At 70.5% G+C, this 23,418-nt stretch carries 22 protein-coding genes; 10 read left to right on the forward strand and 12 right to left on the reverse strand.

Going from position 1 to position 23,418, the window contains the following annotated elements:
* Positions 1 to 5 precede the first annotated feature (5 nt).
* Together AB0I04_RS48365 and AB0I04_RS48370 are read right to left on the reverse strand one after the other, a co-directional pair.
* On the reverse strand, positions 6 to 1,148 hold the full coding sequence (locus AB0I04_RS48365; protein ID WP_360901290.1) for an inorganic phosphate transporter: 1,143 nt from the start codon (positions 1,146 to 1,148) through the stop codon (positions 6 to 8).
* A 157-nt stretch (positions 1,149 to 1,305) separates the two neighbouring features.
* Entirely contained in the window at positions 1,306 to 1,944 is a 639-nt protein-coding gene (locus AB0I04_RS48370; RefSeq protein WP_360901293.1) for an MBL fold metallo-hydrolase, read from the reverse strand.
* A gap of 82 nt (positions 1,945 to 2,026) precedes the next feature.
* Here AB0I04_RS48370 and AB0I04_RS48375 point away from each other — a divergent pair, with 82 nt between their 5' ends.
* Entirely contained in the window at positions 2,027 to 2,449 is a 423-nt protein-coding gene (locus tag AB0I04_RS48375; protein WP_360901296.1) for a MarR family transcriptional regulator, read from the forward strand.
* 251 nt (positions 2,450 to 2,700) lie between these two features.
* Here AB0I04_RS48375 and AB0I04_RS48380 read toward each other — a convergent pair whose 3' ends face one another.
* Both AB0I04_RS48380 and AB0I04_RS48385 read right to left on the reverse strand, forming a co-directional pair.
* Positions 2,701 to 3,750, reverse strand: coding sequence for a hypothetical protein (locus AB0I04_RS48380; protein WP_360901299.1), 1,050 nt, complete (start codon positions 3,748 to 3,750; stop codon positions 2,701 to 2,703).
* Positions 3,751 to 3,963: 213 nt separating this feature from the next.
* Positions 3,964 to 6,114: a hypothetical protein gene (locus AB0I04_RS48385; RefSeq protein WP_360901302.1), complete on the reverse strand. Its 2,151-nt coding sequence runs from the start codon at positions 6,112 to 6,114 to the stop codon at positions 3,964 to 3,966.
* A gap of 223 nt (positions 6,115 to 6,337) precedes the next feature.
* Between AB0I04_RS48385 and AB0I04_RS48390 the strand changes: the two genes are divergently transcribed.
* Complete coding sequence (locus tag AB0I04_RS48390; protein ID WP_360901305.1) at positions 6,338 to 6,673, forward strand: STAS domain-containing protein; 336 nt, start codon at positions 6,338 to 6,340, stop codon at positions 6,671 to 6,673.
* A 378-nt stretch (positions 6,674 to 7,051) separates the two neighbouring features.
* Here AB0I04_RS48390 and AB0I04_RS48395 read toward each other — a convergent pair whose 3' ends face one another.
* From AB0I04_RS48395 to AB0I04_RS48405, 3 genes are all read right to left on the reverse strand, one after another.
* Positions 7,052 to 7,846: a transglycosylase family protein gene (locus AB0I04_RS48395; RefSeq protein WP_360901307.1), complete on the reverse strand. Its 795-nt coding sequence runs from the start codon at positions 7,844 to 7,846 to the stop codon at positions 7,052 to 7,054.
* A 305-nt stretch (positions 7,847 to 8,151) separates the two neighbouring features.
* Positions 8,152 to 9,369, reverse strand: coding sequence for an ATP-binding protein (locus AB0I04_RS48400; protein WP_360901310.1), 1,218 nt, complete (start codon positions 9,367 to 9,369; stop codon positions 8,152 to 8,154).
* Positions 9,370 to 9,578: 209 nt separating this feature from the next.
* The gene (locus AB0I04_RS48405) at positions 9,579 to 10,367 is read right to left on the reverse strand and encodes a CHAP domain-containing protein (protein WP_360901312.1); all 789 of its coding nucleotides are present in this window, start codon (positions 10,365 to 10,367) and stop codon (positions 9,579 to 9,581) included.
* A 181-nt stretch (positions 10,368 to 10,548) separates the two neighbouring features.
* Between AB0I04_RS48405 and AB0I04_RS48410 the strand changes: the two genes are divergently transcribed.
* The 4 genes from AB0I04_RS48410 to AB0I04_RS48425 all read left to right on the forward strand — a co-directional run bounded on the left by AB0I04_RS48410 (position 10,549) and on the right by AB0I04_RS48425 (position 14,466).
* Complete coding sequence (locus AB0I04_RS48410; protein ID WP_360901314.1) at positions 10,549 to 11,199, forward strand: response regulator transcription factor; 651 nt, start codon at positions 10,549 to 10,551, stop codon at positions 11,197 to 11,199.
* A 186-nt stretch (positions 11,200 to 11,385) separates the two neighbouring features.
* Positions 11,386 to 11,925 (forward strand): hypothetical protein, encoded by a 540-nt coding sequence (locus AB0I04_RS48415; RefSeq protein WP_360901317.1) that lies wholly within the window; start codon positions 11,386 to 11,388, stop codon positions 11,923 to 11,925.
* A complete protein-coding gene (locus tag AB0I04_RS48420) occupies positions 11,919 to 12,992 on the forward strand; it encodes a GH25 family lysozyme (protein WP_360901320.1) in 1,074 nt (357 codons plus the stop codon). The genes AB0I04_RS48415 and AB0I04_RS48420 overlap by 7 nt, the downstream gene beginning before the upstream one ends.
* Positions 12,993 to 13,131: 139 nt before the next feature.
* Complete coding sequence (locus AB0I04_RS48425; protein WP_360901323.1) at positions 13,132 to 14,466, forward strand: HD-GYP domain-containing protein; 1,335 nt, start codon at positions 13,132 to 13,134, stop codon at positions 14,464 to 14,466.
* Between the two features lie 329 nt (positions 14,467 to 14,795).
* Here the strand turns inward: AB0I04_RS48425 and AB0I04_RS48430 are convergent, their stop codons facing one another.
* The 3 genes from AB0I04_RS48430 to AB0I04_RS48440 all read right to left on the reverse strand — a co-directional run bounded on the left by AB0I04_RS48430 (position 14,796) and on the right by AB0I04_RS48440 (position 16,936).
* The gene (locus tag AB0I04_RS48430; protein WP_360901326.1) at positions 14,796 to 15,224 is read right to left on the reverse strand and encodes an Ohr family peroxiredoxin; all 429 of its coding nucleotides are present in this window, start codon (positions 15,222 to 15,224) and stop codon (positions 14,796 to 14,798) included.
* 149 nt (positions 15,225 to 15,373) lie between these two features.
* Positions 15,374 to 16,597 (reverse strand): YbfB/YjiJ family MFS transporter, encoded by a 1,224-nt coding sequence (locus tag AB0I04_RS48435; RefSeq protein ID WP_360901329.1) that lies wholly within the window; start codon positions 16,595 to 16,597, stop codon positions 15,374 to 15,376.
* Positions 16,598 to 16,636: 39 nt separating this feature from the next.
* Entirely contained in the window at positions 16,637 to 16,936 is a 300-nt protein-coding gene (locus AB0I04_RS48440) for a muconolactone Delta-isomerase family protein (RefSeq protein WP_360901332.1), read from the reverse strand.
* Positions 16,937 to 17,091: 155 nt separating this feature from the next.
* Here AB0I04_RS48440 and AB0I04_RS48445 point away from each other — a divergent pair, with 155 nt between their 5' ends.
* Positions 17,092 to 18,006, forward strand: a complete 915-nt coding sequence (locus AB0I04_RS48445) for a LysR family transcriptional regulator (RefSeq protein ID WP_360901335.1) — start codon at positions 17,092 to 17,094, stop codon at positions 18,004 to 18,006.
* Between the two features lie 98 nt (positions 18,007 to 18,104).
* Here the strand turns inward: AB0I04_RS48445 and AB0I04_RS48450 are convergent, their stop codons facing one another.
* Positions 18,105 to 19,142 carry an alpha/beta hydrolase gene (locus tag AB0I04_RS48450; protein ID WP_360901338.1) on the reverse strand — a complete coding sequence of 346 codons (1,038 nt, stop codon included), beginning with the start codon at positions 19,140 to 19,142 and terminating at the stop codon, positions 18,105 to 18,107.
* A gap of 170 nt (positions 19,143 to 19,312) precedes the next feature.
* Here AB0I04_RS48450 and AB0I04_RS48455 point away from each other — a divergent pair, with 170 nt between their 5' ends.
* From AB0I04_RS48455 to AB0I04_RS48465, 3 genes are all read left to right on the forward strand, one after another.
* Complete coding sequence (locus AB0I04_RS48455; RefSeq protein WP_360901341.1) at positions 19,313 to 19,882, forward strand: CGNR zinc finger domain-containing protein; 570 nt, start codon at positions 19,313 to 19,315, stop codon at positions 19,880 to 19,882.
* Positions 19,883 to 20,172: 290 nt separating this feature from the next.
* A complete protein-coding gene (locus tag AB0I04_RS48460; RefSeq protein ID WP_360901344.1) occupies positions 20,173 to 21,597 on the forward strand; it encodes a protein kinase in 1,425 nt (474 codons plus the stop codon).
* Between the two features lie 99 nt (positions 21,598 to 21,696).
* Positions 21,697 to 22,614, forward strand: a complete 918-nt coding sequence (locus tag AB0I04_RS48465) for a phosphorothioated DNA-binding restriction endonuclease (RefSeq protein WP_360901347.1) — start codon at positions 21,697 to 21,699, stop codon at positions 22,612 to 22,614.
* A 163-nt stretch (positions 22,615 to 22,777) separates the two neighbouring features.
* On the opposite strand, the gene AB0I04_RS48470 is transcribed toward AB0I04_RS48465, so the two are convergent.
* Positions 22,778 to 23,362 carry a TIGR03086 family metal-binding protein gene (locus tag AB0I04_RS48470; RefSeq protein WP_360901350.1) on the reverse strand — a complete coding sequence of 195 codons (585 nt, stop codon included), beginning with the start codon at positions 23,360 to 23,362 and terminating at the stop codon, positions 22,778 to 22,780.
* Positions 23,363 to 23,418: the final 56 nt, after the last annotated feature.

Consider the following 23,418-nt stretch of genomic DNA (forward strand, 5'->3'; position numbering starts at 1 on the left):
CCCTCTCAGGCGGCGGAGGCCTGCGGAGGCGGCAGGACCGTCGTCGTCCGCTGCTCGTTCACGTTGCCGGCGTGCACCGGGTTCCGCCGGGAGATCGCGTAGATCGCGACCGCCACGGCGACCGCGGCTATGAAGACCACCGAGATTCCCACGGTGCCCTGCTCGGCCACCGCCGCGGCGACCCCGCCGACCGCCGCCGCGGCGGGCAGCGTGAACACCCACGCCAGCACCATCCGGCCCGCGACGCTCCAGCGCACCTCCGCGAGCCGGCGGCCGACCCCCGCACCGAGGATCGCGCCGGAGCAGACCTGCGTCGTGGACAGCGCGAACCCGAGGTGGGACGAGGCCAGGATGACGGTGGTGGCCGAGGTCTCGGCCGCGAAGCCCTGCGGCGACTCGATGTCGGTGAGTCCCTTGCCCATGGTCCGGATGATCCGCCAGCCGCCGATGTACGTCCCGAGCGCGATCGCCAGGCCGGCCATCAAGACGACCCACCAGGGCGGTCCCGAGCCGTGCGACAGGATGCCCGCGGAGATCAGCGTGAGGGTGATGACGCCCATGGTCTTCTGCGCGTCGTTGGTCCCGTGCGCCAGTGACACGAGCGAGGCCGAGGCGATCTGTCCGCCCTTGAACCCTCGCCCGACCTTGTTCCGGTCCCCCCGGGAGGTGATCACGTACGCCAGGTAGGTGGCCGTCATCGCGACCACGCCCGCGATCAGAGGTGAGGCGAGCGCGGGGATGACGATCTTCTCCATCACCGTGCTGAAGTGCACGCCCTTGACCCCGGCACCCACCCACGTCGCGCCGATGAGGCCGCCGAACAGCGCGTGGGACGAGCTCGAAGGCAGGCCGAGCAGCCACGTCACGAGGTTCCACATGATGGCGCCGACCAGGCCCGCGAAGATCATCGACGGTTTGACGAGGGAGTCGTCGACGATCCCGCCGGAGATGGTCTTCGCGACCTCCGTGGACAGGAACGCGCCGACCAGGTTGAGCGCACCCGAGATCGCCACCGCGATTCGGGGAGGCAGTGCACCGGTCGCGATGGAGGTCGCCATCGCGTTCGCGGTGTCGTGGAAGCCGTTGGTGAAGTCGAACGCCAGGGCCGTGATCACGACGGCCACGACCAGAAACGACCAGTTGCCCATTGATCCCGCAATCTGTGCGGCAGCGGCGTTTATCCCCAAAATCCTATTTTGGTGCGCTTAACAAAGAGTGAACCGATCGCAACAGTCACGTTCGGCATCGGCAATGTTGCCCCAAGGTGACGGCGGGGACACCCCCGAGGCGTCCCCGCCGCCGGCATCAGAGCTCGACGACGTCGCCCGGCGAGAGCCGGTCGTACGCGGCGCCGGTGCCCGGACCGTTCTGGCCGAGGAGGCCGTTGACGAGCGTCTTGCCGACCTCGCTGAGGATCTCGTCGTGCACGGAGAAGGCGCGCGCCGGCTTGACGGCGCGGACGTAGTCGATGGCCTCGGCGGGCTTCTGCCAGGGGCCGCTGATCGGCACCATGAGGGTGTCGACCGCCCGCTCCGGCACGGTGAAGGCGTCACCCGGATGGAAGATCTTCCCGTCGACGAGGAACCCGACGTTGCCGATACGAGGGATGTCCGGGTGGATGACCGCGTGCCACTCCCCGTGCACCTCCACGCCGATGCCGTCGATGTCGAAGGCGTCACCGTGACCGACGGCCGTGACCCGGCCGCCCAGCCCCTCGAGCTTGGCGGCGGTGGCGCTGTTGGTCCAGACGCGGAGCCCCGGCGACGCGTCGAGCGCGGCGCGGAGCGCGCCCTCGTCGAAGTGGTCGAAGTGCTCGTGGGTGACGAGCACCGCGTCGGCGCCCTCCAGCGCTCCCGGCCCGGTCAGGCCGCCGGGGTCCACCACCAGCGTCGTGCCGTCCTTCTCCATCCTGATGCAGGCGTGTCCCAGCTTCGTCAGCCTCATGCCTGACGTCCCTTCACTCCGGATTTGTACAGTCTTGCTGTATATCTCCGCCGAATATACAGCAAGGCTGTAGATTCCCGGTGTGAGCGAAGTGGACGTCGACGAGATCGCCCGCGAACTACGTCTGGTCGTCGGACGGCTGGTGCGACGGGCCCGCGACCGGACGGACCTGCCCACCGCCCAGGCGGCCGTCCTGGGCAACCTCGACCGGGAAGGCCCCCTGAGCACCAGCGAGCTGGCCGACCGGCAGCACGTACGGCACCAGTCGATGGCGCGCACCGTCGGGCAGCTCATCGCCCTCGACCTGATCTCCTCCGGGCCGCACCCGCACGACCGCCGCAAGAATCTGCTCACCATCACCGACGCGGGACACGCCGCGCTGCAGAGCCAGCGGACCAGGAGGGCCGGCTGGCTGGCCGAGGCGATCAGCAGTGAACTCAGCCCCGAAGAACAGCGCGCTTTGGCCCGTGCGGTCCCCCTCCTGGGTCGGCTCGCGAACCACTGAACAGGCCTGGACGACGTACGGGCCCGGGACGTGGGTCCCAGGCCCGTACGGAGAATCGGCCGGCGCGGCCGCCGGATGACCGGCCGGCGCGATCGACCGGTGAACGATCGACCGAACCCGGCCGGTCAGTGAAACGATCAACCGGCGCGGCCGTTCGGTGAACGCGATCGGCCGACCTGGCCGGTCAGTGAACGATCGGCCGGCGCGACCGGTCAGGGGATGACCGTTTCGCGCGGCCGTTCAGCGGACGCTCAGCCGGCGCGGAGGTAGAGGCCGTAGCCGGTCGGGTCGTCCGGGTCGCCCTCCGGGTACGATCCGCCGCCCGACCAGACGGTGTTCGTGCCCGGACGGTTCTCCAGCGTGGTCAGGTTGACGTCGTAGTTGGTCGGGCGCGGCGCGGCCGCGGAGGCGAGCTTGTCGCCCGTGACGTGGACGAACGTCGGGTCCCACCCGCCCTGCAGGATCCACGCGCCGCCCGAACCGTCGGCGGCCACCTTGGTGTAGCCGACGCCCTTCGTGGCGACGAAGGTCTTGGCCTTCGTGCCGGTCAGCCGGAGCGCCAGCGGCTTGTAGCAGGTGTCATCGCCGTCCACGCCGCACTCCCACGACTGCGAGCCGACCGCCCAGACGCTCTTGCCCGACACGGTGACGTCCATGAAGGTCGTGGTCGCGTCGGCACTCGGCTTGGGCAGGGTGACGGTCTTGGTGACCTTCCACGACTTGCCGTTCCAGTGGATCACCGCGGCCTTGTTGGCGCCGATGGCCCCGGCCGCCCAGATGTTCTTGGCGGACACCGCGTGAATGGAGCCGACCTGGGCGGGCAGCTTCACGCTCGCCCACTTCTTGCCGTTCCAGTGCCGCGCCGCCGTGCCGCCGTTGACCGCCCACACGTCGGATGCGCTGATCGCCTCGGCGCCGGTCGCGTGGAAGCCGCCGGTGAACTTCGACAGCGTCCATTTCGTGCCGTTCCAGCGCACGATCGAGCCATCTTCGCCGAACGCCCAGACGTTCTTGCTCGACGACGCGTCGATGATCTTGAGCGACATCGACCAGCTCGCGGGTAGCTTCACGTCCTTCCAGGTCGTCCCGGACAGGTGCTGGACGAGCGGCCGGCTCTTCCCGTTCACGTCATGCTCGCCCACGGCCCAGCTGCTGCCGCTGGACGCGACGGTCAGGTCGTTGATGACCTGGTGCTTCGTGGCCTGGGCGATCCGCCAGGCCGGAGTGGCCGCATGCGCCGTACCGGCGCCGATTCCGAAGGCCAGCGCCGCCGCGCCGGCCCCCATGAGCATTCGTCGCATCTTCACCCTTTCGGTGAACCGCTCAGTGAGATTCGGTAAGGGACGCCCGGCGCTCACTCCAGCGCGCCGCCGACCCATCTCGGGCGAATGTCGTGTGATCACCAAGTGGGTCCGAGGCGGAGCGCTCGCGCTTACCGTAAACATCCCTTCATTAAGGAGACGCCGGACATGATCGTCTGGTTCACGCGATCGTCACTTTCCGGGATTTCGGCTCTATCGAGACGAATCGGTCCCCTCGTCGGGGAACTCCGCCAGTAGCCGTTCCGCCGCCTCACGGACGCCCGGGTCCGCGTCCTCCAGCAGGTCGGCTATCAGGGGGAGGCACTCCTCGATCGTCGAGCGGACCTGCTCGGCCCAGGTCGCGGAGGCCTCATCGGCCGGTACGGCGGCGGCCTGCGCGATCTCGGTCAGCAAGGCCAGCAGAGGACGCCGGACGTGGTTGTCCGGATCTGCCGCGAGCATCACGAGGTACGGGCCGGCCGCGACGGTCACCGGGAAGACCACCCCTTCCTCGCACAGGGTGGCGCGCAGGTCGGGCAGTGCCGCCTCGGCGGACGCCGCGTCTGCGGACGCCGCGGCGAGGATCCAGCCCGGGAACTCGGTGGCCGGCCCCCGCGCGCCCTCCAGCCGCTCCCAGGCGAACCGGTCCAGCAGCTCCATCAGCTCCCGCTGCGGCCACAGGAGATCGGCGTCGAGGCGGACGATGGCGTTCTCCGTCGAACCACCGACGGTGAGGGTCCCTCCCGGATCCAGCCTCAGCGTCTCGATGCCGGACCCGAGGCTCAAGGTCGCGTCGAGGCCGGAGCCCATGTCCCACAGGCGTACCATCCCGGTGCGCCACGCCACCGCGATGGCGGGTCCGGTGGGCAGGCGCTCGGCACTCACCGCGATCACCGGCCCGCCCTGACGGCTGAGCCCGGTCGGCCCCCAGCCACCGGGCTCGGGCAGCCACACCTTCACGAGCCCGGCCTCGTCCCCGCTCACCACCGTGATGCCAAAGCCCTCGAACCGCCGACAGGCGATCGCCGTCACCCCCGCGTCGTGCGCCATACGGACGAGCGGAGCCGCCGGGGCCGCCCCCGCTGGCGCGCCTTCCACACCGGCGTCCGGCGCAGGGTCGCCCGGCACCCGTTCGCCCGAAGCCGCGTCGCCTGGAGCCGGGTCGTCCGCGCCAGAGGTGTCCGGACGGGTGGTCGGCCAGAGGTGCAGGCCGCCGGACTGGTCCCCCGCCGCTACGCCGGCGTCCGGGTCCGCGGTCCAGGCGGTGAGGCCCGCCGGTCGGTCGGCGCCGCGCAGCGGTGCCGGAGGCTCGGGCTCGGCGGGCGGCAGCGGCCGGTCGGAGACGGCCTCCACGGTCCACCGCCCGTCGGGGTCGGACTGTCCCGGCCGGAGCGACAGCGGTTCGGGAGCCGGCGGTCCCGCGCTGTCCTGAGGATCCGGTGCGTCGGCAGGAGGGGACTCGATGTCGTCGCTCCAGTCGACGCCGAGCGTACGGGCGAGGTCCTCGAGGGCCGTACGGGTCCGGGCGTGCACCATGAAGGTGAAGTCGGCGTATCCCCCTCCGTCGAGGTAGACGATCGCGTCGGGTGCGCCGTAGGCGACGGTCCGGCCGCCGAGTTCGCGCCAGGGCAGCAGACCCAGCTCCGGGAAGGTCCGCCGGATCCGGTCCTCGAGCTCGGGCTCCGCCTCGTACAGGCGCACGCTCCAGCCGAAGTGCGCGGGCAGCCGCATCACGGCCAGCTGCAGGAAGAACTCCGAGATCGACCGCGACTGCACCACCCAGCCGTCCTCGTCGCTGACCAGCACCTTCGGGTCGGCGAGCGCTGAGTCGGCGGCTGGGTATCCCCATTCGTTGCAGTACTGGTACTCCGCCTTGAACACACAGACCCGGTGGTCGTCGTCCGGCCCGACGAACGGGTTGCCCGGCGGCAGCCCGTCCGAGACGCCGTAGCCGGTGGGGTCGGGCCGTACCGTCGGCGGCCACTCCGGGTTCGTCCAGTACAGGCGCGGCTGGTAGGTGAAGGAGTTGAACGGCAGGTCCCACCACTCGTCCAGCGCCGCGGGGATCGGCAGTGCCAGGTCGACGCGGGCGAACTCGTCGTCCTCCTCGCCGGTCCACTCAGCCTTGAGACGGCGGACGTACGCCTCGTGCTCGGACTCTGACCAGCGCGGCCAGCGAGGTTCGCCGCCGGGCGGTTCGTACCCCCATTCCTCCTGGAACGCCCGCAGCAGTTCCCAGCGCGGGCCGGTGTCCGCCAGGTGCGCGGCGAACTCGCCGGGGGTCATGCGCCCGCGGTCGTCCCACCGCGGCATCACCCGCCGCAGCCGCTCACCGAACCGTCCGTAATCGATGATCTCCGACACGGCGGGCAGCGTAGGGCATGATCTGCGTGTTTGCCGTCTATGGGACTTTCGGCCCTAGCGCCGCCCGTTGCCGTCCGGCGACCATTCTCTTACCAGGCGGAGATCGAGCCGATACGGCCGCTCAGCGCCGCGCCGGGGGGGCGGGGCGCGCTCCGTCGCTTCTGATCCGGGGACATTCATGGCAGGAAAGCCGCTGGCCTATCCGCCTATTACAGGTTGGACGATGGCCATACCGGAAGGCTGGCAGCGCCTCGCACCGGCGCTCAGAACGATCGTGTGCGTACGTCCGGGGGCGGCTCCCGTGGTCTCGGTCCACGGCGAACTGGACATCGCCTGCGCAGGTGCCTTCGAAGACCTCGTGCTCGAGGTGATCATCCGGCACGGGCCCGATGTCGTCATCGATGCGTCCGGGCTGTCCTTCTGCGACGCGCGCGGACTCGGCGCCCTCGTGCGATGCGCCAACGAGGCCGTCCGATCGGGCGGGCGGCTCACGCTGACCGATCCGGACCACCGGCTCCGCCGACTACTCCGGATCGTCCACCTCGACCACCTTATGTGACCGACATCACATCTACTGGAGGTTTACCCGGAAGCACGCAATCACGCCGAAACACCGGTGTGGCTCAGACCTCGCGGCCCGCTGTTCGACATTGTCGACAGCGGGCCGTTGACGTGCCTGAACCCGTCTCTTAGCGTCACGTAGACGCCTGCTGGAGAACGGGTCCCCGGATCCCGGAACCTCCGAGAACAGAAGATCGTCGGCCGGCCGAGCGTCCCCCCGGCGGCCGAACCCCTGATCGCCCCTTCCCCCCGGTTTCCGGGCGGGGTGCGTCCCCGGCACCCCGCCCGCGAGCCTTCCCCGCGATCGCCACAGACCTGCCCCTTCCCCCTTGCTTACGGGCGGGGTGCTCCCCCCGCACCCCGCCCGTGACGCATCTCAGCTGAACAGGAAGTGACCGCAGTTCGGCCACTGACCCTGCCAGCGGCCGTTCACCCGGTTGTAGAGGAGCTGCGCCCGGTAGGTCTGCTCGGCCGCGGACGCCTCGCTGGGCAGTCCCGAGCCGCCGACCGTCGCCCAGCTCTGCCGGTTGAACTGGTAGAGCCCGTAGTAGCCGGCCGGGTTCACCGCCCTGGGGTTGCCGCCCGACTCGCACTTGGCCAGCCCCGCCCAGTTGAGCCGGGCCGCCGAGCCGGTGCCGGCCCCCTGGGGGCCGAGCGAGACGATCTGCGACACGGGCTTGCGCTTGATCTTCTGGTCGATGACGGCCTCGACCTTCTTGCCGTGCCGCCGCACGTACGCGGTCGTCACGAGCTTGAGGCCGGAGCGGCCCTCCCGGGTCACCTTGCGGCTGAAGGGAGGAAGCTTGCCGTCCTTCTTCTCGACCGTCGACGCCGGGATCGCGACCTTCTTGGTCTTCGGCGCGGACAGGAGCCGCAGCACCTTGATCGTGTCGGTGGGGGCTTCCCCCGCGGCGGGCGTGACCAGGTCGTACTTGCCGAGCTGGATTTTCAGCTGGGCGAGCACCTCCCGGACCGTGCCCGCTGTCGTCATGGTCTCGGCCTGCTTCTTGCGATCGACGAAGACGACCACCTTGTGCGGGGTGACCATCGGGCTCACCGCCGCGTCCCGCGGCGCGACCGCCGCGGCGTCCTTCTTGTTGGAACCGCTGCCGCAGGCCGAAGCGGTGATCGCGAGCAGCGTCAAGCCGGTGACCACAAGGTAACGGCGCACATTTCCTCCGTATCTGCAGCCCCCCGTATCAGGCAGACCATAGCGGAGCCAAATGGCCTCATTCGCATCAACGGCAGAATTTCGCACCATCCCGGCGCATCCTGCCCAACGTGGCACGCCGCGCCGGGGTCGCGGCCACCACCGCCCGCACGTACTTCGCCTCGGCAAACCAGCTGATCACGGCGGCTGAGAGCGCTTTCACCGGTACGGGCCAAGCTGGGGAGCCCCCGCGCCGTGCTCCGACGCCGCCGCACGGCTCTACAGCGCAGCGGAGCGGCGGTGCAGCCGACCGTTGTACGGCCTGCTCAAGACCTCTGTTGGGCCCCCGGCTCGACGCTGTCCCGGGCCGGATCAACGCGGTCCTGGGCCGGGCCGGCCGTGGGAAGCGGCAGCGTGATCTCGATGTAGGTCCCGGCTCCCGGAGTCGAGTCGATCAGCGCCGTGCCACCGACCTCGGCGATCCGGCCCCGGATCGACTGGTCCAGGCCGATCCCCTGGTGCGCGGCCGACGGATCGAAGCCGCACCCCTGGTCGACCACGCTGAGCGTGAGGACGTCCGGCTCCGCGCCGACGCGCAGCACGGCGGCCGGAACGCCGGCGTGCTTGGCCACATTGGTCAGTGCCTCCTCGGCGGCCCCGGCCAGCGCCGCACAGACCGAGGCATCGAGGGAGCGCCACCCGGGCGACTCGGTGAGCATGGTCCCGTTGAACTCGACGCGCAGGCCGTCCCGGGCCTTGCGCGCGACGACGCCCTGCAGCAGGCCGATGAGGTCTCCGTCCGTGTCGGGGCCGCCTTCGACGAGTGCCCGGAGCCACGCGGTCTCCTCCGCGACCCGCATCCGGAACTCCCGGTCGGCGATCCAGGGGCCGCGGGCGAGCGCCTCCATGGTCTGCAGGATCCGGTCGTGCAGGATGCGGGCGTGCCGGGCGCGCTCGCGGTCCCGTGCCAGTTCGGCCTCCCGGATCCGGCTCTCGTCGAGTTCCCGGGCGGTCGTCCGCATCCGCCGGGAGACGAGGAAGGCCACCAGCGTGTTCGGGGCGTAGGTGAGGGCGTTCAGCGTCACGCTGATCGCCGGATCGCCGTGCCAGTACGCCGAGGCGAACGCGTCGGCGACGGCGAGCAGAGCGGTGGCGCCGATGACCATGCGCAGGCGGCGCAGGGCCACGCCGAACGCCACGGAGCTGATGATCGAGTAGGGGTAGGCGAAGTACAGTCGCGCGTGCGGCTGTGCGGTGATGACCGCGCCGATCAGGAGCACGGCGACGATGAACCACATATCGGCCAGGGCCCACGCGGGCCGGATCCGCCGGGCCCGCAGGCACGCCGCGCACAGCACCGTACCTTCGACGAAGACGGCGACCGCGAGGGCGACGGCCGCCCAGAGCCGGTCTCCGTAATGCGGACTGTCGAATCCCACGACGAGTGCGATCTCGGCGAGGCCGCCGCACCGGAACAGCACCGCCGCGCGGGCGAGTGTCGCCTCATTCTGAGCGACGGCGCCGGCCGACGGGCGGGCATCCATTGGTCACCGTCCGGGTCACAGCCGTCCCCGGCGGGGATCAGCGCCCAGAAGTTACCACGGAATATCCCGGTGATCGCCCCATCGGCCGCATCCGTATTCGGCCGCCCGTACGGCGGGAATTCGCCTGATCGAAAGGTGATCCACGGCTCACGCCGTCGTTTGGCAAGCACAGATCATCGGCTTCTGCCGGGACGACGGCGATGGCCGGGTCAGAAACGAAGGTAACGGCTCGGGGCGGAGGTGGAGATGGTGCGGATGTTCAGCCGGTGAAAGTTGCCCCAGTTGTATTCCTCGACCTTGATGGTGCCATTGTTGTAGACGGCCGCGACATAGGCGACGTGGCCTTTGTCGCCCGCCTGGTTGTGGTTGTCGTCCCACTGGGCGACGTCACCGACGTGCGGGCTCGCGTCGACCGAGGCGCCGTGCCACATGTCGGCGTTGCCGAGCCAGTCGGGCGACTTGGTGTGGTGCAGCCCGTCGGAGCGGACCGCCCAGGCCGCGAAGGACGTGCACTCGCCCTCGTAGTAGCCGTGCCCGTCGGCGACCCAGGCGTCCTGGGCGGGCCAGGGGTAGGCATTCGGGTTCAGCGGCGAGCTCGGCGGAGCATCGCAGTGGCGGACGCCGGGCGACCAGCCGTTCTTGTCCTGGGCCGGCGTGGTCACGAAGTGGTCGTAGACCCAGCCGCCCGCCGTCGTGTAGTCCCACGTACGGCTCAGGAGGTTGTCGTACGGGTCGGTGCCTCCGTCGTTGATCTGGCAGATCACGCCGACGGTGGCGCCCTCCTTGAGGGTGGTCTTGACGTTGCCGATCTTCGGGGTCGCCTGGACGGCGAGCGTGCCGTCGGTTCCGCTGATCTTGTAGTTGACCGGGGTCACGCACGCGCCGCTGTACGGGTCGGCGGCCGCGCACGCGCTCGCCGGCGTCGCGGCGCCGACGACGCCGAGCACCGGCGCGGACAACAGCGCGGCCACGGCCAGGCGTGCCAGGTTTCGCACCATGGCTCTCCTCCATCTGAAGGCGGGGTGGGATCGATGACGAGTCTCGGGCGGGCACTGCCGCGCGTCATGTCAGGCGTTGGGGAGCACCTCGCCGTCGTGCGAATGCACCTCATCCCCGGCGGTTGACGGCACCCGCGCATCCCCACGAGGGTGGTGAGGAACGAAGGGCGGTAGATAGGACGTGGCGGCGACGCACGGCATCCGGGTCGGGGCCATCGACGACCATCCGGTGACGCTGCGCGGGATCGAGCTCCTGCTCGCCGAGTTCCCCGAGATCCACGTCGTGACCACCGCGGACACCCCGGCCGCCCTCCTCGCGTCCCCGGAGGTCGGGCGCGACCTCGACGGACTCGACGTCGTCCTGGTGGACCTCTACCTCGCCACCGACGTGCCCTCCCTCGAAGTGGTCCAGGAGCTCGCGCCCCGCGTGCCGGTCCTGGTCATGTCCGCGTCGCGGCACCGGCACGACGTCGTCGCCGCCATCCGCGCCGGCGCTTCGGGATACCTCACCAAGGACAGCGCGGCCGACCAGTTCGCGGCGGCCATCACCACCGTCGCGAGCGGTGGCTTCTTCCTCTCTTCGCAGCTCGCCGACATGGTCGGCGCGGTCCTGGCCGGCCGGACCACCGAACCGGAACTGTCACCGCGCGAGGAAGAGGCGCTCGGCTGGATCGCCCGCGGTTTCACCCACGCGCAGACCGCCCGGCGGATGGGCGTGACGAAGGCGACGGTCGACACGTACGTCGAGCGGATCCGCCGCAAGCTGCAGGTCGGGAACAAGGCGGAACTCACCCGCGCGGCCCTGCGGCGGCGCGGCCGCGCCGGCGCCTGACCCTTCCCTCTCCACGAATCACGTGCATTGCCGGCTCTTCGCGTGTGGTGCGTTCGCACCACGGGGCGGCGTCATTCTTCTACCGGACGGCGGAGACGTGCATTCACCTGGCATGACCGGGGCCGCCGACGCTGGCGAGAATCGGCGCGTCCGGTCAACGACGCCCCGCGAGAAAGGCGGCACTGAATGCCCTCCAAAAGACTCCTCCCGACGGCCTTGGCCGCCGCGGCATTCGCCGTGGCGGCCCTGATCCCCGGAATGTCATCCGCGTCCGCCGCGGTCGACCACGACCCGTGCGTGGCGAGCCCGAACCATTACTGCGTCGGACCACGGGTCACCACGGGAAATCAGTGCCCGGGCGACCAGTCTTTCGCGGCGACCGACGGGTACGGCGTGCCGATGCATTGGACGTACTCGGGTGGCAACACGTCCTGCGTCCGGGTCGACTACTCGTACGACGTCTCCGTCAAGACGACCAAGCGTTGCCAGTTCTGGTTCTACGTGCCCGCCGGCCACGCGACCGCCCCGGTGTACATCGGGTACTGGATCCGCCCCTGGAGCACCAAATTCTCCGTCAAGCTCGACGAGAACGCCCACGAGGGCTGGACCCACGTCTTCGACGCCGCCCAGGTCTACGACATCCAGTTCCAGGACAACAACGGCACGACGGCGCACGCCATCGGCTGGGGCGACGGGTCCCGTTACGGCTGGAGCGTCTGGTGCTGAGCGGGGGCGCGGTGGCGCGCAAGGTCGTCGTGGGCGCCGCCGCTGTGACGGCGGCGCTCGGCCTGGGGAGCGGCGCGGCGTCCGCCGCGACACCGACGCCCGGTCCGCTGCGCGCGCCCATCGCCAGGGCGGCGGCGGACGGCGCGACCGTCCCCGGCCTCGACGTCTCGAACGGTCAGCCGAACATCAACTGGTCGCAGGTGTACGGCTCGGGGCGGCGGTTCGCCTACGTCAGCGCGGCGGACGGCACCGCCAAGAACGCGTCGTACACCGCGCAGACGAACGGGGCGAAGGCCGCCGGGCTCCTGGCCGGCGCGTACTTCTTCGCCGAGCCGGTGTTCGAGACGGGGACCACCCACGCGGACTGGTTCCTGGATCAGATCCACTACACGCCGGATGGACGGACTCTGCCTCCGGCCCTGGACGTCGAGCACAACACGAGCCAGCCTCGCTGTGACGGGGTAAGCGCGGGCACCTGGCAGGCCTACGTCCGCGACTTCACCGCCGAGGTCAAGCGCCGTACGGGGGCCGACGCGGTGATCTACGTCTCGCCCGCCTTCTGGCAGGACTGCGTCGGCGGGACGACGGCGTTCGCCCACACCAATCCGCTGTGGGTGGCGCACTGGGGAGTGAGCCGACCGGCCATGCCGGGCGGCTGGCCGTACTACACCTTCTGGCAGACCGGCGTGGGCCCGGCGCCCGGGGTGTCCGGCGACGTCGATCTGGATCTCTTCGGTGGTTCGATGGACCAGTTGCGCAGGTTCGCCCCCGGCAAGGCGGACGGCCTGCCGTACCAGGTGACCGGCGTCGACGCCCACGGGCTCGCGGTGCAGAGCCTGCCCCACGTCGGCCACGTGGTCCGCTACGTGCCGGAGGGCACCACGCTCTCGGTGTCCTGCCAGACCGTCCACGGCGACCAGGTCGACGGCCGGGTCAAGAACGGCCGGCCCTTCACCACCTGGGACCGGCTCACCGACGGGACGTTCGTCTACGACTGGTACATGAACACGCCGGTGGTGGGCGCCGACGGCTACTCGCCGGGCATCCCCCACTGCGCGGGCGGCTGACCCGCCGCCGAGAAGGAGCCGCGCCCGGCCGGGGAGACCGGCCGGGCGCAGCGCGTTACAGGAGGATGCCCGCGCGGCCTATCGCGGACGATCACGATCTGTGACAGAGTGACTACGGTCACCCCCTACGGAGGTCGCGATGCGCGGACTGCCGTTTGCCGCACGGGCCTATGCCGGCGGCGTCATCGCCTTGGCGTTCGGCGTCATCGCCACGTCCTCGTTAACGGGCCTGTGCTGGCCCCGGCTCGCCATCCTCGCCGCGCTGTTCCTGGTCACCGAATCGTCGGCGGCGACGCTGACGATCAAACGCGCCCGCGTGTCGATGAGCTTCTCGACGGGCCTGGCCGCCGTGGTGCTGGCCGGCCCGGTCGGCGCGACGCTGATCGGCGTCACGGCGATGCTCACCGGCCGGCGCGACATCGGCCTGATCAAACGGCTCTTCAACGCCGCCCAGTACGCCCTGAGCGGGTACGCCGCGGGTGCGGTCTTCCTATGCCTCGGCGGCCACACCTACCGCTGGGGCGAGGCCGACTGGACCCGGCACGTCCTCGGCCCGTTCGTCGGCGCCCTCATCACGTTCGTCACCGTGAACCTCGCGCTGATGGCCGCCGTCCTGCTCATCAGCCGGCAGGCGACCTGGCGAGAGGTGCTGGCGACCGGGCGCCTGGTCGCCCCCTGGTGCCTCGCGTTCGGCATGATCGGGCTGCTGATCGCGGGCATCTGGCCGACCGCCGGCGGCCTGTCCGCCATCCTGGTGCTGATGCCGCTGTTCACGGCCCGGTGGGCGTTCACGCAGATCGCCGCCCAGCAGCGGGCGCAGGCGGCCACCGTCGCCGCGCTGTGCCAGGCGGTCGAGACCAAGGACTACTACACCCGCGGCCACAGCGAGCGCGTCGCCTACGGGTCCGTGATGATCGCCCGGCACATCGGCATGCGGACGGACCGGATCGACCGGCTCCGCTACGCGGGCATGCTGCACGACGTGGGCAAGCTGGGCGTGCCGACCGAGGTGCTCCAGAAGCCCGGCAAGCTCACCGAGGAGGAGTTCGCCACCGTCCAGCTGCACCCCATGCGCGGCGAGGAGATCGTGCGGGGCATCGACTTCCTCGACGAGGCGCTGGGCGGCATCATGCACCACCACGAGCGACTCGACGGCACCGGATATCCCATGGGCCTGGCCGGTGAGGAGATCCCCGAGTTCGCGCGCATCATCGCGGTCGCCGACACCTTCGACGCGATGACCTCATCCCGCTCGTACCGTCCGGGCCTGCCGATCGAGACCGCGATCGACGAGCTCCGGCGCGGCGCCGGCGCGCAGTTCGACCCGGTGCTCGTCGACGCCTTCCTCACCGCTCTGGACCGCCAGGGCTGGGTGAAGGCAGAGCTCGTGCCGCCACCCGAAGACGACGATGTGGAGACCACCCAGCGGGATCACGACGACCCGTCCACCCCCATCGAGCTGACCGGGGCATAGCCGGGATCCGGCGTTGACACGTGATTGTTCAGCTGGCCGCGCCCACGAGGCCCTGTCCGACAGCTTCCTGAAGGGCAGCCGGCTCGCCATCGAGATCGTCGACATCCGCTGCCGTCTTCTCCTGAACCGCGGGATCAGCGCCCTTTTCCAGCGGCCGCACCGCCGGGGCGCGCGTTCAGAAGATGTCGGCGAAGCAGCCGAGAGTGACGGCCACCATGGTCAGGGCCACCGACAACGTCATGAGCGCTCTGGAAATCCACATTGTGATCCTCCTTCACGGACGAGCCGCCCGCCGGGCGTCGCACTCGTCTTCTCTTTGAGGGTCGAGGTCAGGCGACGACGGTCGCCTCGATGGCCACCGGGATGTTGTCGCGGGTGGCCTTGGAGAAGGGACAGAGCCGGTGGGCGTCCGCGCCGAGCGCGTCCGCGGTCCGCTGGTCGACACCGCTGAGCTCGATACGGAGGACGGCACCGAGGTCGAACTCGTCCGTGTCGCTGTGGTGCAGGGTGACCTCGGCCGTGACACCCAGCACCTTCGCGTGGACGTGCCGCTGCGCCGCCGCGCGCTTGAGCGCGCCCACGAAGCACGCCGACCACGCCGCCGCGAACAGCTGCTCGGGGTTGGTGCCCCCACCGGCGCCACCGAGCTCCTTGGGAACGTCGAGCGTGACGTCGAGGAGGCCGTCGGAGGCCGCCGCGCGGCCTCCGATACGGCCCTCTCGGGTCGCGGTGACGACGGCGGTGTAGCTGGAAGCCATGGCGATGCCCTTCGCGAAGGAACGTGCCCGAGAGCACTCGAGCGCGTCATCGGTTTAACTGATGACGAGATTCGCACCGGCGAGCGTCATCTGTCAAGCCGATGACGCGACGCGCCTCGCCTCCGCGCCGACGGCGGCCATGGCAACGATCAGGGGTGCGCGGCAGGATGGCTCGGAGCGGGCATGCGGTGCGGGAATCCGACCCGAAGGACGGCGGCGGCGGTCGCGGCGGCCAGGACCACGACGGCCGCCAGAATCAGGGCCTGGCGGTAGCCGTGGTGGAGCAACGGGGTGACGACCAGCGGTCCGAGGATCTGGCCGATGGAGTACCCGGCGGTCAGCAGCGCGACCGAGCGGGGGAATCGCAGGTGGGCGCCTGTGGCGAGCGCGATGGTGCTGACTCCGAGGAACGTGGCGCCGAAGAGGAACGCCGAGATCAGCGCCGCGGCCACCCCGCCGATCAGGGCGGGCAGGGCGATGCCGATGGCCTGCACGACCAATGCGGCCAGCAGGAGACCAGGCCGGGACCAGCGCCGGCCCGACCACGCCCACAGCGCGGAGGAGGGGACGGCCGCCGCTCCGACCAGCACCCAGGCACCGCCGCCGATCCACCCCGGGGAACCCTGCTCGATCGCGGCGACCAGGAACGTTCCGGCGATGATGTAGCCGATGCCCTCGAGCGTGTACGACGCGAACAGGGCGGTGAACCAGCGATGGGTGCGCGGTGCCGCGGCCCGCCCTCGTACCGGGGACGCCGTGGTCACGGGCCGGGGTGCCGGTTCCGGCCGGAGGTTCCACGAGGCCGTGGCGAACACCGTGGCCAGCACGGCGGACGCCCACCAGGCGGCACGCCAGTCGGCGACCGAGCGCAGGAGCAGGACCAGCAGCCCGGACAGGGCGATGCCGGCACCGACGCCGCCGAAGGCCCAGCCGGGCATATGAGCGGGGTGGTCGCGCAACCGGCCGAGCAGTGAGCCGACGGCGATGACGAAGATCAACGCGCTGGTCCCGCCGGCGCACAGCCGAAGCGCCAGCCACAGCGCCGTGGTGTACGTCAACGGCATCGCGGCGAGGGTCACCGTCAGTACCAGCAGGGAGCCGCGCAGGACGGCCGAAGAGCGCGTCAGCCGCGGCAGGAAGATGCCGGCGAGGGCTCCGGCCAGGTATCCGACGTAGTTCGCGGTGGCGAGATCCGCGCCGCTCCCGGCCGACAGGCCGGCCTGGGCGTGCATCAAAGGAAGGATCGGGGTGTAGACGAAGCGGCCGACGCCCATTCCGGCCGCCAGAGCGGCGGCGGCCTGGATGACGTGGACCCAAGCCGATCGGGGCACGGCGCCGTGCGTGGTGCGGTCCTGCAGGGACGATGGGATCACGATGTTCCTCGAGAAGGCGAGGGCGAAGAGTGGTGGCGGTCAGGCTGCGTCGTGCGTGCCCGGGTCGTTGGGATGGGGCTCCACGGGGGTGACCGTGAGCGTCATCCACGGGCGCAGTGGCAGGGTTCCGAGGACCTTCTCGTGCAGGTCGGCCTCGTTGTCCGCGCGCCACAGGCCGATGCTGCGAAGCTCTCCGACCGGGCGCCACAGCCGGGCCAGGTGGCCGGTGGCGGCCAGTTCCTTGGCCCGTACGGCTTCGGCGGCGCGGCGGCGCTCGACCTCAGCCGGATCGGTACCCTCGGGGACGATCGTGGTGATCTCTACCAGAAACTCCTTCATCGCGATTCCTCGATGCTCGTCGGCGGACATCCGGGGCACCGGATGCGCTCCGGCGCTCCCCTGATTCCAAGCGTGTGGCTGTCACCCGGGCCGACGCCACGACTGGTTTTCTCCCTGCTGATAGGCGCAACCTCCCAGGCGCCTAACATGCAGGAGTGGAGCTGCGTCAGTTGCGGTACTTCCTCACGGTCGCCGAGGAGCTGAACTTCGGGCGGGCCGCTGAGCGGCTGCTGATCGCCGGGCCTTCTCTGTCGCAGCAGATCAAAGCGCTCGAACGCGACCTCGGGGTACGGCTGTTCGATCGCGACCGCCGCTCGGTCACCCTCACACCGGCCGGCGCGGCCCTCCTGCCGCATACCCGCGCCCTGCTGGAACGCGCCGACGACCTCCAGCGGCGTGCGGCCCGGATCGCCGGTTCCGAGCCGGTACGGCTCGGTTACGTCAACTGGGTGCCCGCGGACCTGACCGCCCGAACGTCCGCGGTCGCCCGGCTCGACGTCGACGCCTGGATCGCTCCTTCTCACGCCCAGGCCGCCCGGGTCGCCGACGGTGGCCTCGACCTCGCGGTGTGCTGGGTACGGACGACGGACCTCGCTCGACACGGCCTGCAGGCCCGGCTGCTCGGCGCCGACCGGCTCTACGCCGTCTCCACCGGTGAGGACACCGGCGACGTCGAGGCCCGCGACACCACCGTCCTCCTCGACGACGACACCACGTCCTGGGAGTCCTGGAACGTCTTCGCCGAGCAGCTCGCCCGCGACACCGGCGCCCAGGCGACACGCATCTCCGACGGCGGAGTCACGGGTCCCGCCTTCTTCGACCACGTCCGCCGCAGCCGGCGCCCGATCGTCAACTGCCCCAAAGGGCAGACCACCCCGCTGCCGCCTGACCTCGTCCAGCGCCCGGTGATCGCCCCGAAGGTCTACTGGACCTGGTCGCTCGTCTGGCGCCGCACCGAGGTCCGCTCTGCCGTGCTCGCCGCCGCGGACGCTCTCACCGACGGCATCGGCGACCTCGGCATCCATGAGCCGGGCGCCTGGCTGCCCGACGGTGACCCCTACAAGCGGTAGGCGTCGAACGCGGATCGCAGGGCCTCATTCGGGAAGTCGCGTTCCGGCTGTCCGCTCGGCGGCAACCCGGCACCGGATCCGCACCCGGCATCCACCGGTTAGAGACGATCGGCTTCGACGACGGCGTCGGCGAAGGCCCGGGGTGCCTCCTGCGGCACGTTGTGACCGACGCCCTTCAGTGTCCGGTGCGCGTACTTGCCGGAGAACTTGCCGCGATACGACGCGCCGTCGCCGGGAGGCGTGAAGGGATCAAGCTCACCGTCCAGGGTGACCGTCGGCACCGCGATGACGGGACCTGCCGCGAGTCGCTTCTCGAGGCGGTCGTATCGCGGGTCGCCCTCGGCCAGGCCCAGACGCCATCGGTAGTTGTGAATCACGATGCTGACGTAATCGGGGTTGGTGAAGGCCGCCGCGGTCCGGTCGAACGTGGCGTCGTCGAAGTCCCATGCCGGGGACACGTTCTTCCAGATGAGCCTGGCGAAGTCGTGCCGGTTTTGCTCGAGTCCGAGCCGGCCTCGTTCCGTGGCGAAGTAGTACTGGTACCACCAGGCCCATTCGGCCGCGGGCGGCAGCGGAAGCCTGTTCTTCTCCCGGTTGGTGATCAGATAGCCGGTCACGGAGACCAGCGCTTTACAGCGTTCCGGCCAGAGTGCGGCGATGATGTCGGCCGTCCGCGACCCCCAGTCGAAACCGGCGAGGAGCGCTTTTTCGATCTTGAGGGCGTCCATCAGGGCGATGATGTCGAGAGCGATCACCGACTGTTGGGCGTTCCGGAACGTCCTGCTCGAGAGGAAACGCGTCGTGCCGTGGCCGCGCAGATACGGGACGATCACTCGATAGCCCTCCGCCGCCAGCAGTGGCGCGACGTCGACATAACTGTGGATGTCGTACGGCCAGCCGTGCAGAAGCACGACCACGGGACCGCCGGTAGGTCCGGACTCGGCGTATCCGATGTTCAGGACGCCGGCATCGACCTGCTTCAGCGAGTCGAAGGACGTGTGCGCCCCCGAACCGCCCGTGAGCAGGGCGCGCTTCTTCTGGTCGAGCGTCGCCGCCGAGACCGCCCTCTCCGTGAGGGGCAGTGAAGCCGCCACCGCCGCCCCGGTGAGCATCTTCGAAAACGTCCGCCTGTCCATGGTGACCGCCTTTCGGGCACGTTCTCAGCCGGTGACGCGACTGAGCGAGCGGATGGGCGCCCGAACGCCGGTCAGGAGCGTTCGATGCCGACCGAGGCGACCCGACCGCGTCATCGGTTCAACTGATGACGATCGTTGCACGCCACATCGTCATCGGTCAAACTGATGACATGGAACACGCCTTCCCTTGCGGCAACTCGGCGCTCGACTTCGTCGGAACGCTGCGCGCCCGGCGCAACGCCGCACCACGGGAGATGCTCACGTCGCCGGGAAGCCTGGACGCGTGGTTCCGGGAGTCGGGGATCGTCGACGGCGACACGAACTCCCGTCCGTCCGACGTCTCGAAGGCGGTGGCGCTCCGGGAGGCGATCTACTCGCTCATCGCCGCGAAGCTGACGAACGCGCGCTTCGACGAGAGCGCGGTCTCGCTCGTGAACGCCACGGCACGCACCCCCTGCACGATCCCGCAGCTCGGCCCCGCCGGGCGGCGGATCGAGGCCACCCCGGACCAGGCCCTGTCGTCCATCGCGCGGACCGCCATCGACATCCTCGCCGGGCCGGACGCGGCGCTGCTCAGCGAGTGCGGCAGGCCCGAGTGCACGCAGGTCTACATCGATCGTTCACGTGGGTCACGCCGAGAGTGGTGTTCCACCAAGTGCCGCCACATGGTGAACGCCGCCGCCTACCGCGCCCGGAAGAGAGAGGACCGGTCCCGCCCGGCCGCCACACGACCACACTGACCGCGAACAGCAGGCACGCGCGCTCGCGAGAACTGCACGGGCAAGTTCAAAATGGTCAAAGTGCCCTACACCCGCCTCTCCGACCTGATGAACCCGCAGATCCTGGCGCTGGTCGGGGCGTCCGCGGCGAATTCTCCGTCGCCTTCTGATCAGCCGTCCCCGAGTAACAGTTGAGCCGGACCGGTTCGTGTGACGGTCGCATGCGGCTCGCGAGCGATGTGTCCGGCGGGGCGCCGCGAGTGCGGCGATCTCCGCATTTCTCTCGCGCTTGACGAGTTAATGTCCGTCTTGTGGAAGACGGCGCTAACAAGTTGATCGGTGGGCGTTACCGACTTTCTGCTCAGGTCGGCAAAGGCGGGATGGGCACCGTCTGGCGGGCGTGGGATACCGTGCTCGACCGCGAGGTCGCGGTGAAGGAACTGATCCTCCCCTCTGACCTTCCCGGAGACGAGCGGACGGTCCGCATGCAGCGGGCGATACGGGAGGCCCGCTCGGCCGCCGGGCTCGACCATCCGGGCATCGTCACGGTCTTCGACATGATCGAGCACGAACGCACACCCGTGATCGTCATGGAGTTCGTCCGCGGCCGATCCCTCCATCAGATCGTCGCCGCCGAGGGGCCGTTGCCGCCCTCCCAGGTCGCCTCGATCGGCGCCCAGATGCTCGACGCCTTGCGCACGGCGCACGCCGCGGGCATCGTCCATCGCGATCTGAAGCCCGCCAACGTCCTGGTCACCGACCGCCGCGTGATCATCACCGACTTCGGGATCGCCAGCATGACCGGCGACTCGTCGCTGACCGCAGTCGGCGAACGCCTCGGCACTCCCGCGTTCATGGCACCGGAGCAGGCGAACGGCATGGATGCCACGCCGGCGTCCGACCTGTGGTCGCTCGGCGCGACCCTGTACACCTGCGTCGAGGGCAGGCGGCCGTTCGAGGGCTCCGACGCCTGGGCCGTCCTGGCGGCGGTGCTCACCGGCGATCCACCGGCTCCGTTGCGCGCCGGACCGCTGACCCCGCTGCTGCGCGCACTGCTGACGAAGGATCCCAACGCGCGGGCCACCGCGGCCGACGCGGCGGCGTCCTTGGACGCCGTGATCTCCGGGCACCACGCCACGGACCCTCTGTCCGGGAACGGCCGGTCCGCCACCACGAAGCTGCTGAACGAGCCACCGGTTCCGCCGGTTGCGCCGGTTCCACCGTTCTCACCGGTTCCCCGGCGCCGTACGAGCACGGCCGCGCTCGCCCTGCTCGGCGCGCTCTGCCTTCTGGCGGTCGTGACCGTGGGCGCCGTGGCGCTGTGGGCGGACCGCCTTCACTCCGGCCACGTCGACGGGGCGGGCGGATCGACGACCGGCCCACTGGTCCCCTCGACCACGGCGACAGGACCGGATGCCACCTCGCCCGCCTCCACCAACGGTCCGAGCGCCGGAAGAGCGACCCTGGGCGTGTTGCTCGACACGACCTATCCCGGCCCCGGTGCACGCATCGCCACCGCCGGCACGAACGGCAGGGCCGCCGTCTTCCCGGGAGGTCCGGCCGCCTTGGCCGGCCTGCGGCCGGGTGACATCATCACGATCTTCGGCGGCTCCCCCGTCAACAACACCACGATCCTGGTGGCGCTGCTCCAGCGCTACGCGCCCGGCGATCGCGTCTTCCTCACCTACCAGCGCTACGGCCAGCCGGTGACCACTCAGGTCGTCCTGGGCCGATGACCGGCGCACCGCCGATCGGAAAGCCCAGCCCGCCGAGAACTCCCCACTATCACCCGACATAGGACTAATTCGTCCGGGCGGCGTGGCACAGTGGCGTGGGTGCGGAGGGAAGATCTGTTGGAGCGGCTGGCCGGCCTGCGCCGGGCGAACGTGGGCGGTGTCCGCGCCCCGCACAAGCCGTTGCTGCTGCTGTGGCTGTTCGGGCGGTTGACGGCCACGGGGAGCAGCGCCGTCACCTATGAAGAGGCCGAGGAGCCGGTCAGCCTCCTCATTAACGAGTTCGGCCCGCCCGTCGCGAGTCCGTCGGCGGCTCGGCAGCGCGCCGCGATGCCGTTCGTCCACCTCGAGCGGGAGCTCTGGGAGCTGCGAGACGGTACCGGCGCCGAGATCGGCCCGGATGCGCCGGAACGTCGCGGATGGCTCCTCGACCGCGCGACGACCGGACGGCTCCGGCCTCCGGTGGAACGGCTGATGGGCACGCCGTCCACCATGGCGGCGGCCGTACGGGTGCTCCTCGACCGTCACTTCACGCCCGCCCTGGCCGAGCTGATCTGCACGGCGGTCGGCCTGGACCTCGCCGCCCTCGACCCGACGGTTGCCGCCCCGACGTCTGGGGGACGCGGCCGCAAGGCGGGATTCGCCGAGCAGGTGCTGCGCGCGTACGCCTACGCGTGCGCGATGTGCGGCTTCGACGGAGCGCTCGGCCGCAACCCCGTCGGCCTCCAGGCCGCGCACGTCCGATGGCACAGCCAGGAGGGGCCGGACGAGATCGACAATGCGCTCGCCCTGTGCGCCCTGCATCACGCCCTGTTCGACCTGGGAGTCCTCGGGCTGACGAGCGAGCTTCGCATTCGCGTTTCAGAGCTGTACGTCGCGCGCAGCGACGCCGGCCAGGCCGTCCACGCACTCTCCGGGCGCCGTCTCACCGCTCCACAGCCGGGCCGGCCCGCCCTCGCCGCCGACCACGTCGCGTGGCACACCCGGCAGGTGTTCAAGGGCCATCCGGCGGCGGCCTAGGAGGGTCTCCGTCCGGCCGAGCGGCATCCGGAGCAAGGTCCACCGGATACCCCCGAGCCAGGTCCTCCAGCGGCACGGCACCGATCGGCTCCGGCACCGTGCCGCCGGGCGGCGGAGGTCACTCCGGCCCTCGGCGATCGTCCCGTGGCAGCCCCCGTATGGATCAGCGGGCCCATTCCGGGTCGCGGCCGAGGTAGCGCAGCAGCGCGGCGGTGGCGTCGTCGGCCGGGTGCGGGTCGAGGGCGGGCGCGTACGCGAAGCCGCGGAGCGGCTCGGCGAGGGCCTCGGCCACCGGCAGGAGTCGCTCGGAAAGGTCGGCGCTCAGCGGCGACGGGCGACCGGTGGCGACCGCGATGTCCCAGGCGTGCACGGCGGCGTCCAGCGCGGCGGCGCCGACGGCGACCTCGGCCGGCAGAGGCCCCTGCGGCAGCGGCGTCGGGACGGCCTGCGCGTCCGGCGTCACGGTGGCGAAGGCCCGCGCCGAGGCGTCTAGGGCGGTCTCAAGGAGGTCTTTCGGGTCGCCGGGAGCGTCCGTCGCGGGGTCGAACGGGTTCTCCTCCGGCCCGCCGGCGCCGGTGATCGCGGCGGCGTAGGCACGCTGGTCGCCGGCGGCGTGCCGCAGCACCTGGGCGACGTTCCACTGGTCGCACGGCGTCTTCGCGGTCCAGCCGGCGCCGGCGACCTCGGCGACGGATGCGCGCAGCGCGTTGTGGGACTGCTCGAGCAGCGACCAGGACGTGGCGGTCATGCGAACCTCCGGATTAATCGGAACGGATCATTCTGTTCAAACAGTATCGGAACAGA

The organism is Actinoallomurus sp. NPDC050550 (genome assembly GCF_040655075.1).
Lineage (GTDB): Bacteria > Actinomycetota > Actinomycetes > Streptosporangiales > Streptosporangiaceae > Actinoallomurus.